Source organism: Marinobacterium lacunae (assembly GCF_000705555.1).
Classification (GTDB): Bacteria; Pseudomonadota; Gammaproteobacteria; order Pseudomonadales; family Balneatricaceae; genus Marinobacterium_D; species Marinobacterium_D lacunae.
Genome location: NZ_JMQN01000013.1, coordinates 347,740 through 360,677, shown reverse-complemented (window position 1 = coordinate 360,677; position 12,938 = coordinate 347,740). Strand labels below are relative to the sequence as shown.

At 59.8% G+C, this 12,938-nt stretch carries 13 protein-coding genes; 8 read left to right on the top strand and 5 right to left on the bottom strand.

The annotated features are described in order from the left end of the window. The first annotated feature begins 26 nt into the window (after window positions 1-26). Together msbA and waaA are read left to right on the top strand one after the other, a co-directional pair. Entirely contained in the window at window positions 27-1,784 is a 1,758-nt protein-coding gene (gene msbA, locus ADIMK_RS04515; RefSeq protein ID WP_036184093.1) for a lipid A export permease/ATP-binding protein MsbA, read from the top strand. A gap of 12 nt (window positions 1,785-1,796) precedes the next feature. Next, window positions 1,797-3,068 (top strand): lipid IV(A) 3-deoxy-D-manno-octulosonic acid transferase, encoded by a 1,272-nt coding sequence (gene waaA / locus ADIMK_RS04510; protein ID WP_036184090.1) that lies wholly within the window; start codon window positions 1,797-1,799, stop codon window positions 3,066-3,068. Window positions 3,069-3,071: 3 nt separating this feature from the next. On the opposite strand, the gene ADIMK_RS04505 is transcribed toward waaA, so the two are convergent. After that, on the bottom strand, window positions 3,072-4,079 hold the full coding sequence (locus ADIMK_RS04505; protein ID WP_036184088.1) for an NAD-dependent epimerase: 1,008 nt from the start codon (window positions 4,077-4,079) through the stop codon (window positions 3,072-3,074). Window positions 4,080-4,197: 118 nt separating this feature from the next. Continuing rightward, window positions 4,198-4,524 (bottom strand): iron donor protein CyaY, encoded by a 327-nt coding sequence (gene cyaY / locus ADIMK_RS04500; protein WP_036184086.1) that lies wholly within the window; start codon window positions 4,522-4,524, stop codon window positions 4,198-4,200. Between the two features lie 177 nt (window positions 4,525-4,701). Between cyaY and lptM the strand changes: the two genes are divergently transcribed. Genes lptM through ADIMK_RS04475 form a run of 6 tightly spaced genes read left to right on the top strand, consistent with a single transcriptional unit; the run spans window position 4,702 to window position 9,260 of the window. Continuing rightward, window positions 4,702-4,815 (top strand): LPS translocon maturation chaperone LptM, encoded by a 114-nt coding sequence (gene lptM, locus ADIMK_RS21920; protein WP_156042786.1) that lies wholly within the window; start codon window positions 4,702-4,704, stop codon window positions 4,813-4,815. Between the two features lie 8 nt (window positions 4,816-4,823). Continuing rightward, entirely contained in the window at window positions 4,824-6,080 is a 1,257-nt protein-coding gene (lysA, locus tag ADIMK_RS04495; RefSeq protein WP_036184083.1) for a diaminopimelate decarboxylase, read from the top strand. Between the two features lie 2 nt (window positions 6,081-6,082). After that, entirely contained in the window at window positions 6,083-6,913 is an 831-nt protein-coding gene (gene dapF, locus ADIMK_RS04490) for a diaminopimelate epimerase (protein ID WP_036184080.1), read from the top strand. Then, window positions 6,910-7,611: a DUF484 family protein gene (locus ADIMK_RS04485; RefSeq protein ID WP_036184078.1), complete on the top strand. Its 702-nt coding sequence runs from the start codon at window positions 6,910-6,912 to the stop codon at window positions 7,609-7,611. Before dapF ends, ADIMK_RS04485 begins: the two co-directional genes overlap by 4 nt. A gap of 1 nt (window position 7,612) precedes the next feature. Beyond that, a complete protein-coding gene (xerC, locus tag ADIMK_RS04480; protein ID WP_036184075.1) occupies window positions 7,613-8,521 on the top strand; it encodes a tyrosine recombinase XerC in 909 nt (302 codons plus the stop codon). A gap of 4 nt (window positions 8,522-8,525) precedes the next feature. Beyond that, window positions 8,526-9,260, top strand: a complete 735-nt coding sequence (locus ADIMK_RS04475; RefSeq protein WP_036184072.1) for an HAD family hydrolase — start codon at window positions 8,526-8,528, stop codon at window positions 9,258-9,260. Between the two features lie 9 nt (window positions 9,261-9,269). On the opposite strand, the gene ADIMK_RS04470 is transcribed toward ADIMK_RS04475, so the two are convergent. Genes ADIMK_RS04470 through rdgB form a run of 3 tightly spaced genes read right to left on the bottom strand, consistent with a single transcriptional unit; the run spans window position 9,270 to window position 12,937 of the window. Next, complete coding sequence (locus ADIMK_RS04470; RefSeq protein WP_036184069.1) at window positions 9,270-11,132, bottom strand: methyl-accepting chemotaxis protein; 1,863 nt, start codon at window positions 11,130-11,132, stop codon at window positions 9,270-9,272. 57 nt (window positions 11,133-11,189) lie between these two features. Beyond that, window positions 11,190-12,332 (bottom strand): radical SAM family heme chaperone HemW, encoded by a 1,143-nt coding sequence (gene hemW / locus ADIMK_RS04465; protein ID WP_036184067.1) that lies wholly within the window; start codon window positions 12,330-12,332, stop codon window positions 11,190-11,192. Further along, the gene (gene rdgB, locus ADIMK_RS04460) at window positions 12,329-12,937 is read right to left on the bottom strand and encodes an RdgB/HAM1 family non-canonical purine NTP pyrophosphatase (RefSeq protein WP_036184065.1); all 609 of its coding nucleotides are present in this window, start codon (window positions 12,935-12,937) and stop codon (window positions 12,329-12,331) included. The genes hemW and rdgB overlap by 4 nt, the downstream gene beginning before the upstream one ends. Window position 12,938: the final 1 nt, after the last annotated feature.

Genomic DNA, 12,938 nt, shown 5'->3' with positions numbered 1-12,938 from the left:
CGGTTCAGTCCAAGGTGTCCGATTGCATGAGTGATTCAGAGAAAACCGACAACCGGAACAGCGGTTGGTATATCTACCGCCGTATCCTGATCCATGTAAAGCCGCTCTGGTACGGTTTTGTCGCCAGTTTTATCGGCTATGCGATTTACGGTGCCGGACAGGCGCTGGCGGCGAAATGGCTCGAGATGGTCGTCGACGCGGTGCAGCGCAATGCATTTGACCAGCGTCTCTGGCTGGCACTCTCGGTCATTGGCATCTTTCTGATGCGGGGTATCGGCGCTTTCATCGGCAACTACAGCATGAGCTTTGTCGCCCGGGAAACCGTGCATACCCTGCGTACACGGGTGTTCGAGAGCCTGTTGCGCCTGCCCACCCACTATTACAACCAGAATCCCAGCGGTGAGATGCTCTCCCGGCTGACCTACAACGTCGAGCAGGTCACCGGTGCCGTGACCAACGCCATCAAGATCTCGATCCGTGAGGGACTGACGGTGGTCGGTCTGCTCGGGTACATGGTCTACCTGAACTGGAAACTGACCCTGATCTTCCTCGCGGCCGGTCCACTGATCGGCATTGTAGTCTCCATCGCTTCGAAGCGGATGCGTAGGCTGAGCCGTCGGCTACAGTCGTCAGTGGGGGATATCACGTCGGTGGCCTCCGAGGCGATTCGGGGGTTTCAGGTGGTGAGGATATTCGGCGGCGCGCCCGCCGAGCAGCAGCGCTTTCATCGCGCCAGTGAACAGAACAAGCGCCAGTCGATGAAACTGGTGGTGACGCAGTCACTGAATACCCCCGCTGTACAGTTGCTGATCTCTCTGGCGATGGCCTCACTGCTGTTCATGGCCATGGATCCGGTGGTGCTAGGCGGTATGACCACGGGCGGCTTTGTCGCTTTTCTGACGGCAGCCGGCATGCTGACCAAACCGGTTCGCCAGTTGACCGAGGTGAGCCCGATTATCCAGAAGGGGATCGCGGCGGCGGAGAGCCTGTTTGGCGTAATTGACGAGCCCAGTGAAGAGGATGCAGGACATATCGAGCTTCAGTCAGTACGCGGTGAGGTGGCGCTTCGTCACCTCAGTTATGTCTATCCGGGTACGCAAAACAGGGCGCTGGATGATATCAACCTGACCCTGCCAGCCGGTAAAACCGTGGCGCTGGTGGGCCGCTCCGGCAGTGGCAAGTCCACACTGGCGTCGTTGTTGCCGCGCTTCAACGATGGCTGGGAGGGTGAAATACTGCTCGATGGCACCCCGCTGCAGGATATTACCCTTGCCAGTCTGCGCCAGCAGATCGCGTTGGTGAACCAGCAGGTGGTGTTGTTCAACGGCAGCATCGCCGACAACATCGCCTACGGCGCCATGGCCGGTGCCAGCGAGGCGCAGATACTGGCCGCGGCTGAGGCGGCCCACGTGACCGAGTTTATCGAACGTATGCCGGAGGGGATCCACACGCTGGTCGGCGAGAATGGTGTGCTGCTCTCCGGAGGGCAGCGCCAGCGTATAGCGATTGCCCGGGCGATTCTCAAGAACGCCCCCTTGCTGATTCTCGATGAGGCTACGTCGGCGCTGGATACGGAGTCTGAGCGTCATATTCAGGCGGCCCTGACCGAAGTGGTGAAAGGGCGTACGACGCTGGTGATTGCGCATCGTCTATCCACCATCGAGAACGCCGATCTGATCGTAGTGATGGAGGCGGGCAGAATCGTCGAGCAGGGCTCGCATCAGGATCTGCTCGCCCAGGGCGGCGCCTACGCCAGGCTGCACGCCATGCAGTTCCAGGATTAACGGAGCGTCGAATTGGCCCGTCTGCTCTATACCCTGCTGTTCACGATTGCGCTGCCGCTGGTGCTGGCCCGCATAGTCTGGCGCGGGCGCAAGGCGCCCGCCTACCGCGAGCGGGTACTGGAGCGGTTTGGCCGCGCCCCCGATGCCGGCTTTGCCGCGCAACCGATCTGGATTCATGCTGTGTCGGTGGGGGAAACACTGGCCATCGCGCCGCTGGTGCAGCGTCTGCTGGAGGCGTACCCACAGTATCCCGTCTTGATGACAACCATGACGCCCACGGGTGCTGAGCGGGTGAAAGCCCTGTTCGGGGGGCGGGTCGTGCATCGCTACTGCCCCTGGGATCTGCCGTGGTTCTGGCGACGCTTTCTCAAGCGCAACGATCCCCGTCTCTGCATCGTTGTCGAAACCGAACTCTGGCCCAACATGCTCAGTGCCTGCTTGGGGCGTGATATTCCGGTGTTGCTGGCCAATGCGCGACTGTCCGAACGCTCGGCCCGTGGATATGCTCGCTTTGCGGCACTGACCAGGCCGATGCTGGAGCAGTTGACGCTGGTCGCGGCACAGTCTCATGCCGATGGTGAGCGCTTGCTTCGGCTTGGACTTTCGGAAGATAAGCTAAGAGTGACCGGCAGTATTAAGTTCGATATAGAGCCGGAGACCGCCGACAAGGTGGCCGGTGCTGCCTTGAGAGTGCAGATTGGCGAGAGCCGCCCGGTGCTGATCGCCGCGAGTACCCACGAAGGTGAGGACGATCTGCTGTTGCGGGTCTGGAAGCGTCTGTGTCTGGACTGGCCCGCGCTGGCGCTGATTCTGGTTCCCCGGCATCCCGAGCGCTTTGCGTCCGTCGCGGCACTGGCCAGGCGTTACAGCGATGCAGTGTGCTGTCGAAGCGCGGCGCAGACGCCGACGGTCGAGACCGAAATCTATATCGGCGACACCCTGGGTGAAATGATGCAGATGTATGCCGCCGCTGACATCGCTTTCGTCGGCGGCAGCTTCAGTGGCACCGGCGGACATAATCCACTTGAGCCTGCGGCGCTGCAAAAGCCCGTTGTCATGGGGCCTGATACCTTCAACTTCGCGCAGATCACACAGGCGCTTGTTGAGCGGGGCGGGCTGGTGCAGGTTTGCGATGAGCACTCGCTGGAGCGGGAGTTGCGCACGCTAATCGGTAATGAGGCGCGCCGTGATGAGATGGCCCGTGCCGCGAGCCGCTTTGTCATCGAAAATCGAGGTGCGCTGGACAGGCTGCAGCAGCTGGTGGACGGCTTGCTGGCGCGCTAAGCCCTAGCGTCGATAGTAATCGCAATACCAGCGGGCAAAGCGCTCGATTCCTTCCTCGATTTTGACCTTCGGCTGATAGCCGGTATCCCGCATCAGATCGCTGACATCGGCGTAGGTCTGCTCGACATCGCCAGGCTGCATCGGCAGCATCTCCTTCTGTGCGCGGGCACCGAGTGCCTGCTCCAGCAGTTCGATGTAGTAGAGCAGCTCGACCGGTTCGCTGGCGCCTATGTTGTACAAACGCCAGGGGGCTCGTGATGAGCTGGGGTCGGGTGAGGCGCCGGACCACTCGGGATTGCCGGCAGGTACGTGGTCAAGGCAGCGCACTACACCCTCTACGATGTCGTCGATGTAGGTGAAGTCCCGCTTGTGACGGCCGTAGTTGAACACCTTTAACGGCTTGCCCTGAGTGATGGCATCAGCGAACAGCATCGGCGACATGTCCGGCCGCCCCCATGGGCCGTAAACCGTGAAGAAACGCAAGCCGGTGGCGGGCAGGCCATAGAGGTGACTGTAGCTGTGCGCCATCGCTTCATTGGCACGTTTGGTGGCGGCGTAGAGCGATACCGGATGGTCCACGTTGTCGTGTACGCTGAATGGCGTTGTTTCGTTGGCGCCGTACACCGAGCTTGAAGAGGCGTAGACCAGATGCTCGATGGCGTTGTGGCGGCAGCCCTCCAGCACATTGAGAAAACCGACCAGGTTGGATTGGCCATAGCTGAGCGGGTTTTCGATGGAGTAGCGCACCCCTGCCTGTGCGGCGAGGTGGACGACACGCTGGCAACCCGATTGTGCGAACAGCGTCTGCATCTTGGCGCTGTCGGCGATGTCGGCGTGAACGAAACTGAAGCCGGGGTGAGACTGAAGACGCTCGAGGCGAGCCTGTTTGAGGCTGACGTCGTAATAGTCGTTCAGGTTATCGATGCCCACCACTTCATCGCCGCGTTGCAGCAGGGTCTGGGCGAGTTGGGCACCGATAAAGCCGGCCGCGCCGGTCACCAGAATACGCATCGCTCTTGTTCACCTGTATCGAAGGCGCGGGTCTAGGGCCACGCCGGATATTCGCTATAAAACCGGGGTCAGAGTATACCGGCAGTTTCGTGACAGTTCGCGTAATCGCGGTTACCAATCAGATATCGCTGAAGTCGAGCTGCTCATCGGCCTGTGCCGCAAAGGCGCTGCTCAGCACATCGGCAAGGGCTGCGCCGTCGCTGTCACGCACCCAGCCGTGTGACTCGGTACTGTAATCGAAATGGAAACCACCTTCCCGGGTTGCCAGCCAAAGCTGTTTCAGCGGCGGTTGGCGGGTGAAGATGATCTGGCTGCCATTTTCACATTTGACGGTCATCATGCCGCCGTTGGTTTCGCAGTCCAGATCCGACTCGGCATCGTCGAGGATCTCTTCCACACGTTCCAGTGTTTCATCGACCCGGGCCATAAACTCCGATTCGGTCATCGCTCTCTCTCCAGTGCTACAGATGGGCGACCAGTATAGCGCTCTTTTCGCCGTCGGTATTCTGTCTCCCCGGTACTCATCGGGCCTTGGCTCAGGGTATAATTCTGCGTTTATCACAATTGAGTGCGCCTGAAGCTGCCGTCGGCAGGTTGGGTGTGGATGCGAGGAACCACCGTTATGAAACGCTGCTGGCCGATTTTGATACTGGGAACGTTGCTGCTGGTGGGCTGTGGCCAGAAAGGGCCGCTGACGCTTCCGCAGGACGACACCACCGAACAACAGGCGCAATGAGAGAAAGAATGGATAGTTTTGAATACCGCAACGGCGGCCTGTTCTGTGAAGAGGTTTCGCTGAGCCGCATCGCCGACGAGATCGGCACACCGACCTATGTATACTCCCGTGATGCGCTTGAGAGCGCCTACATGGATTACGCCCGTGCCCTCGAAGGGCGCGATGCGCTGGTTTGTTTCGCCGTAAAAGCCAACTCCAATATCGGTGTATTGAATCTGCTGGCTCGACTGGGTGCCGGTTTCGATATTGTCTCGTTGGGCGAGCTTGAGCGTGTGCTGCGTGCCGGTGGCGATCCCGCCAAGGTGGTGTTCTCCGGACTTGGCAAGCAGCCCCACGAGATCAAGCGTGCGCTGGAAGTGGGTATTCACTGCTTCAATATCGAGTCTGATGCCGAGCTGGATCGTGTCAATGCGGTCGCCGCTGAACTGGGCCAGGTGGCGCGGATCTCCTTCCGCGTCAATCCGGATGTGGATGCCAAGACCCACCCCTATATCTCCACGGGGCTTAAAGAGAACAAGTTTGGCATCGACATCGATCACGCGCTGGATGTCTATCGCCGCGCCCATGCCCTGTCCAATGTCGAGGTGGTCGGTATCGACTGCCACATCGGCAGCCAGTTGACCGAGCTGAGCCCCTTCCTGGATGCGCTCGATCGCCTGCTGATCCTGATCGATCAGTTGGCCGAGGAAGGTATTACACTGCGTCATCTGGATCTCGGTGGCGGTTTGGGCGTTTGCTACACCGACGAAACGCCGCCGACGCCGGCTGACTATATCGCCGCTATCGTCGAGCGTCTGGGTGATCGCGAGCTGGCGCTGGTGTTTGAGCCGGGGCGCTCCATTGCCGCCAATGCCGGTGTGCTGCTGACCCGTGTCGAATTCCTGAAGCAGACCGGCGAAAAGAACTTCGCCATCATCGACGGCGCCATGAACGATCTGATCCGTCCGTCCCTGTACGGCGCGTATCAGGAGATCATCCCGGTGGAGCTGCGCGAAGAGGGCGAGATGAAAAACTGGGATCTGGTCGGTCCGGTCTGCGAGACCGGCGACTTCCTGGGCAAGGACCGGGCATTGAACCTGCAGCCGGGCGACCTGCTGGCGGTCTGCTCTGCCGGTGCGTACGGCTTTGTCATGGCGTCCAACTACAACACCCGCACCCGCCCTGCGGAGGTGATCGTTGATGATAACGAGTATTGCGTCGTGCGTGAGCGGGAGAAACTCAGCGACCTGATGCGCGGCGAACACCTGTTGCCGAAGGATCGCTGATCATGTTGGTGCGTTTTACCAAGATGCACGGATTGGGCAACGATTTCATGGTGATCGATGCCATCTCCCAGCGTATCCGTTTCAATGCCGATCAGGTGCGTGCATTGGCCGACCGTAACCGGGGTATCGGGTTTGACCAGCTTCTGCTGGTCGAGCCGCCGACCCGTCCGGAGATGGACTTCCGCTATCGCATTTTCAATGCCGATGGCTCGGAGGTCGAGCATTGTGGCAACGGCGCGCGCTGCTTTGCACGTTTCGTGCGCGACAAGAAGCTGATCATGCGGGATCGTATTGCGGTGGAAACCGCCCGCGGTGAAGCAATGCTGAACATCCGCGAAGACCTGCAGGTCGAGGTCGATATGGGCGCCCCGGATCTGATTCCGGAGCAGGTTCCGTTTATCGCCGATGCGCAAAGCGCAACCTACAGTGTCGAGGTCAACGGTGAGCAGGTCGAACTCAGCGCTGTTTCCATGGGCAATCCCCATGGCGTGCTGGTGGTTGACAGCGTCGACACGGCACCGGTCGAAACCCTGGGCCCTGCGCTGGAGTGTCATCCGCGGTTTCCGAAAAAGGCCAATATCGGGTTCATGCAAGTGGTTTCGCGCAACGAGATACGGCTGCGCGTATTCGAGCGCGGTGCGGGCGAAACGCAAGCCTGCGGTACCGGCGCTTGTGCGGCGGTCGTGGCGGGTCGGCTGCGTGGCCTGCTGGATGAGCGGGTGCAGGTACACCTGCCCGGAGGCGATCTGGAGATCAGCTGGGCGGGCGAGGGTACACCGGTCATGATGACCGGACCTGCAACAACGGTTTTCGAGGGGCAGATCTACCTATGACGGACGAGCTGGCAAAAACGGCGGAAGAGGCGCTGAGCGCCGAACAGGTGGCGGACTATCTCGGGCGTCACCCCGACTTCTTCACCGAACATGTGCATCTGCTGGAGAAGCTCTATGTACCGCACCAGCGCGGCAGTGCGGTATCGCTGGTGGAGCGTCAGACATCGCTGCTGCGTTCGCGCAACGAGCAGCTGCACGGCCGCTTGTCCGAACTGATTGAAGCTGCGCGATACAACGATGGCCAGTTCGAGAAGACCAAGCGCATGGTGCTCGGGCTGCTCGAGGCGGAAACGCTGGACGAGGTTGCGGTACAGATCGAGGAGAGTCTGTGCCGCGACTTTTACGGTAACGAAACCGTGCTGGTGCTGTTCAGCGAGAACAAGCTGGAGTGCAACGGCTTGCGGGTGCTCTCACGTGGCGAGTGCAGCATCGTTCAGCCGCTGATCGACACCAACCTGCCCAGCTGCGGTCAGCTGTCCGAGCCGATGAACCGTTTCCTGTTTCAGGATGCAGCGGTGCGGGTGCAGTCATCGGCGGTGGTACCGCTGGTCAAGGGCGAAACGCTCGGTCTGCTGGCTATTGGCAGCTACGATCCGAACTATTTCCAAAGCAGTCAGGGCACCCTGTTCCTGAGTTATGTCGGCGAAGTGCTCAGCCGCATACTGGCACGCCTGCTGCGTCAGCAGGGCCAGATCTGAGATGCGTAGCGGGGATGAACGCCTGGTGGCGGGATTCCTGCGTTACCTGCAGAGCGAACGTCAGCTATCCCCTCACACCCTGAACAACTACCGTCGCGATCTTAAACGTCTCGAAGCGCAGCTGGAAGAGCTTCAGCTGGCGGGCTGGAAAACGCTGGATGAACGGCGCCTGCGCCGTGCGGTCGCACAGTTGCATGGCAACGGGCTCTCCGGCCGATCGCTGGCACGGCTTCTGTCCGCCACCCGCTCGTTCTATCGCTATCTCAGCCGTGAAGGTGAGGTGAGCCAGAACCCCGCACTGGCGGTTCAGGCACCGAAGGCCTCGCGCCGTCTGCCTCAGACCCTGGATGTGGATCAGCTCGGTGCCCTGCTCGATCAGAACAGTGATGATCCGCTGGTGCTTCGTGATCTGGCCATGATGGAGTTGCTGTACTCGTCAGGCTTGCGTGTGTCGGAACTGGCCAGCCTGAACCTGATGGATCTGGATCTGCGTGATGCCAGTCTGGTGGTGACCGGCAAGGGACGAAAGACGCGGATGCTGCCGATCGGTCGCAAGGCGATCGAAGCGCTGCAGCGCTGGATGAAAGCACGCAATACACTGGCATCGCTGGATGAGAGTGCCCTTTTTGTCGGCCAGAGGGGGCGCCGGCTGGGCGTGCGTGCCATCGAACAGCGGTTGCGCCAGCAAGGCGAGCATCAGGGCGTGAGCGGGCGGGTGTACCCACACCGTCTGCGCCACAGCTTCGCCAGCCATATGCTGGAGTCCAGTGCCGACCTGCGCGCGGTTCAGGAGCTGCTTGGGCATGCCGATATCGCCACCACCCAGATCTATACTCATCTAGACTTCCAGCACCTGATGGAGGTGTATGAACAGTCTCACCCCCGGGCCAAACGCCGAAAGGAGAAGTAACGCCATGCTCAAATGCATCACCTTCGATCTCGACGATACGCTCTGGGAGGTGGATCCCGTTATTCGTCAGGCTAACCTTACGCTCTGGCAGTGGCTGGAGCAGAACGCCGGCACCTTTACCCGGCTGCATGAGCCGGCCGATCTGGTTGAAGGCTCGCGGATGCGGGCGCAGTTGCTGGCCGAGTACCCCGAGATTGCTCACAGCATGACGCTGGTGCGCCTGCGTTTGCTTGAACGAGGGCTGCGCAACTCGGGATTTTCCGAGCAGGAGGCCGAAGCACTTGCCGCACAGGCGTTTGAGGTGTTCATGCAGGCACGTCATCAGGTGGAGTTGTTCGAGCACGCACGCAGTATGCTCGAAGCGCTGAGGGCGCAGGGGTTGGTAATCGGCGCACTGAGTAACGGTAACGCCGATGTTTCGCTGACCGGCCTTGCCGATCTGTTTGATTTCCAGTTCAACGCCGACAGCGTCGGTACCGCCAAGCCTCATCCCCTGATGTTCGAGCGCGCGCTGGAGCACACGGGGCTTAGGCCCGAGCAGGTGGTGCACATCGGCGACCACCCGATCAACGATGTGCAGGCCGCGCGAGAGGTGGGGTGCTGGACGGTGTGGGTGAATCTGCCCGGTCAGACATGGCCGGAGCCCGCCCGCGCCGACGAGACCGTCACCTGCCTGTCGCAGATTCCACAGGCGCTTGAGTGCATATCAGACAGGGCGGCGAAACGCGCCACCCTGTGATCTCGGGCTTCAGCACTTGAACTCGGTAACGGCCAACTGCAGCTGCTGTGCCTGATCGGCCACCATCTGGCTGGCCAGTGCATTCTGTTCCACCTGACCGGTGGCTTCTTCGATTATCAGGCTGATCGATTCGACATTGCGGGTAATCTCCGCGGCGACGGCCGCCTGCTCCTCGGTGGCCGATGCGACCTGTGTCGTCATATCGACGATACTGCCCGCGCCACGGGTGATAGCACCCAGCGCTTCGATGGTCTCGTTTGCACGCTCAACCCCTTGTTCACTCTCGTTCACGGCGGCATCCATCAGCAAGCCTACAGTCTGGGTGCGACTGTGCAGGCGGGTGACCAGCTCTTCGATACGCTCCGCTGACTGTTGGGAGCGTGATGCCAGGGTGCGTACCTCATCAGCGACCACAGCAAAGCCGCGGCCGTGATCGCCGGCTCTGGCCGCTTCTATCGAGGCGTTGAGGGCCAGCAGGTTGGTCTGGTCGGAGATATCCTTGATCACATCCAGCATGGTGCCGATTTCATCGCTATCGCTGCGCAATTGGGCAACCGATTCAGCGGTTTCGCGGGCTTTGCGTGCCATCTGGTGCAGGGCTTCCATGTTCTCCGACACTTTCACGCCGCTCTCGCTTGCACCTTCATGGGCATTGCGAGCGGCACCGGCGGTCTGTTCCGTATTGCCCGCAATGTCCTGCATCGCACTCTCCATCTCCTGAATGGCGGCGGCCACCTGCATCACTTCGGTGCGTTGGTGACCAAGGCCTGTGGAGGTTTCCTCTGTGTTGGCTGAAAGCTCTTCTGCCGCGCTGGCCAACTGCCCGGCTGTCATGACGACCTGCCCAATCAGTGCCTGGAAGGCGTCCATCATGGCGTTGTAATCCTGCGCCATATGGGCGATCTCATCACGCGCACTGGTGTTGAAGCGAAGCGTTAAATCCTTTTCATCACGGGCTTTACGCATGGTGGAGGCCAGCGCGGAGATTGGATGGATAATGCTGCGGCCGATGACAAGGGTCGGTGCGATTATCAGCACCAGTAGCGCTATGATACAGAGAACCGTTACCAGCTTGATCCGGCTCTCGGTGCTGTCCAGATGTTCGGTCATCTGGCGAGTCAGCAGTGCCATCACCTCGTTGGTACCGGCCAGCTCCTCGTGCATCTTGGCCAGCACGCCCTGATTATCGCTCAGGCCGATTTGCTTTTGTATATCCACCAGCCGCTGGAATCCGCTGCGATAGGTATCCAGCCCATTCAAGAGTGCGTTCTTTTGACTCAGGTCGAGGGAGGTATTATTCAACTGCTTTATCAGACGGACGTGGGTGTCCTCCCACTGGTCCACGTATTTGAGATCCTGGCGCAGCTGGAAATCCTTCTCATGGCGTCGAAGTTGCAGCATGCTGACCAGCAGTGAATCCTGGCCAAGCGCTTCAAACAGGCCCTCGACCTCATGAATGGCGGTACGCAGCTCTCCCTTCAGGCCGCTTTGTGCCGTCAGGCCAATCTGTTGTTTCAGGCCTATCAACGCAGTGAAGTCGTCAGCATATGCTTTCAAACCCGATTCGAGTTCGGCAATATGGCTGACATCGATGCCGCTCTCCCCCATGTGTTCGCGCAGCGCCCGAACATCTATTAGCAGAGATTCGTGTAGCTGCTCATAGCGCTGGACGCTCTCAAGCGTGGGTGCGCTTAGAAAGGTCTTCTCGATCAATTGCAGAGAGAGCTTGTCGATGTTGATGTGGTCGAGGTCTTCGCGCACCTCGGCCAGCAGTGTGTGTTGTTGGGTGGAGTAGAGCTGAATGAGTGTCATTGCACCCAGAGCCACCACGATAAGGACGATCTGGAGCGTCAGCTTGTTCTTTATGGTCATGTCACAGGCCTCTTTCAGCATAAAAAGTAGCGCCGGACACTTTTCCCTGGGCTCTGCTCATTCGAGAAAGAGCGCCAGCAGATCGTTCAGAAAGAGACGCCCATGAGTACTGGGTATGATCTTTGTGTCGGTTTCTTCCAACAGTCCTTTGTTTCGGGCTTCTTGCATTATTGGATAAATGTCACAAATGTCAACTGATATCCGCTCAGTCAATAGGTCTATATCAACGCCATCCACCAGTCTTAGCGCATTCATCATGAACTCAAAGGGCTGGTCCTCCTTCGCCACTACCTCATCACCCGCTATTCGGCGTGCGGGATCCATATAGGCGGCAGGTTGTCGCATCTTGTGACGACGGATTATACGCAACCCGCATGGGGTTGGTTCACTGAGCTTGCCATGTGCGCCTGCGCCAATGCCGATGTAATCGCCAAACTGCCAGTAGTTCAGGTTATGGCGCGCCTGATGTCCCGGCTTGGCATAAGCGGACACCTCATACTGGCGATAACCGGCGTCGGCCAGTCTGGCTTGTCCGCGCTCCTGTATCTCCCACAAGGCCTCGTCCATCGGAAGAGTGGGGGGGCGTGAGTAAAATTCAGTATTGGGCTCAATCGTGAGCTGATACCAGGAGAGATGATCAGGCGCCAGTTCGATCGCTTGCGCCAGATCAGCCAGCGCACCTTCCGGCGACTGTCCCGGCAGGCCGTGCATCAGATCCAGGTTCAGCTCCGGGAATATCTCGCGTGCGGCGCTGGCGGCGGCGATCGCTTCATCGGCGCAATGGATGCGACCCAGCGCCTTGAGCGCCGCGTCATTAAAGCTCTGGATGCCGATGGATAGCCGATTGACGCCCGCCTTGCGGTAGTCGGCGAAGCGCTCGCGTTCAAAGGTACCGGGATTGGCCTCCATGGTGATCTCGATGTCATCGACAAACGCGAGGCGCTTATTGACCCCCGCCAGAATGCGATCGATTGCACTGGCGCTGAACAGGCTCGGCGTTCCGCCACCGATGAAAATCGACTGCAGTGGTCGGTCAGCAGCCGCTGCGAGTTCCGAATCCAGATCCTCCAGCAGGGCCTCGACATACTCCGTTTCCGGCAGTTGCTCGCTGCGCACGGCATGGGAGTTGAAGTCACAGTAGGGGCATTTGCGCACACACCAGGGTATGTGCACATATAGACTCAGCGGCGGCAGGTTCATATGCGGGTCAGATAGGGGGATATCGCGCTTATCAGCTGCTGTACGGCCTTGCCACGATGGCTCAGGGCATGCTTCTCTTCCGGCGTCAGTTCCGCGCTGGCACAGTCGCGCTCGGGAACGAGGAACAAAGGATCATAGCCGAAACCGTTTTGGCCACGCGGTTCATGCAAAATATAGCCTTCCCAGCTGCCCTGGCAGATCAGAGGGGTAGGGTCTTCGGCGTGACGCATGAACACCAGTACGCATTGAAAGCGCGCTGTCCGTTCGGCATCCGGCACATTGGCCAGTGCCGTTAGCAGCTTGCGGTTGTTCTCCTCATCGCTGGCGCCTTCGCCTGCATAGCGGGCGGAATAGATACCGGGCGCTCCACGCAGGGCGTCAACCTCCAGTCCCGAGTCGTCTGCCAGTGCCGGGAGACCGGTCACCTGACAGGCGTGTCGGGCCTTGATGATCGCGTTTTCGACGAAGCTAAGCCCGGTTTCGGCGGCATCGCGAACAGCGAAATCGGATTGTGGCACCACGCTGACATGAAGCGGGGACAGAATCTGATTGAATTCGTTAAGCTTGCCGCGATTGCCGCTGGCCAGAACGATACGGTCGATCATA

Coding starts and splice junctions, on each gene's coding strand:
- msbA (WP_036184093.1), top strand. CDS start 27: ATGAGTGATTCAGAGAAAACCGACAACCGGAACAGCGGTTGGTATATC.
- ADIMK_RS04505 (WP_036184088.1), bottom strand. CDS start 4,079: ATGCGTATTCTGGTGACCGGCGCGGCCGGCTTTATCGGTGCCCAACTC.
- cyaY (WP_036184086.1), bottom strand. CDS start 4,524: ATGACCGAATCGGAGTTTATGGCCCGGGTCGATGAAACACTGGAACGT.
- lptM (WP_156042786.1), top strand. CDS start 4,702: ATGAAACGCTGCTGGCCGATTTTGATACTGGGAACGTTGCTGCTGGTG.
- lysA (WP_036184083.1), top strand. CDS start 4,824: ATGGATAGTTTTGAATACCGCAACGGCGGCCTGTTCTGTGAAGAGGTT.
- dapF (WP_036184080.1), top strand. CDS start 6,083: ATGTTGGTGCGTTTTACCAAGATGCACGGATTGGGCAACGATTTCATG.
- ADIMK_RS04485 (WP_036184078.1), top strand. CDS start 6,910: ATGACGGACGAGCTGGCAAAAACGGCGGAAGAGGCGCTGAGCGCCGAA.
- xerC (WP_036184075.1), top strand. CDS start 7,613: ATGCGTAGCGGGGATGAACGCCTGGTGGCGGGATTCCTGCGTTACCTG.
- ADIMK_RS04475 (WP_036184072.1), top strand. CDS start 8,526: ATGCTCAAATGCATCACCTTCGATCTCGACGATACGCTCTGGGAGGTG.
- ADIMK_RS04470 (WP_036184069.1), bottom strand. CDS start 11,132: ATGACCATAAAGAACAAGCTGACGCTCCAGATCGTCCTTATCGTGGTG.
- hemW (WP_036184067.1), bottom strand. CDS start 12,332: ATGAACCTGCCGCCGCTGAGTCTATATGTGCACATACCCTGGTGTGTG.
- rdgB (WP_036184065.1), bottom strand. CDS start 12,937: ATGATCGACCGTATCGTTCTGGCCAGCGGCAATCGCGGCAAGCTTAAC.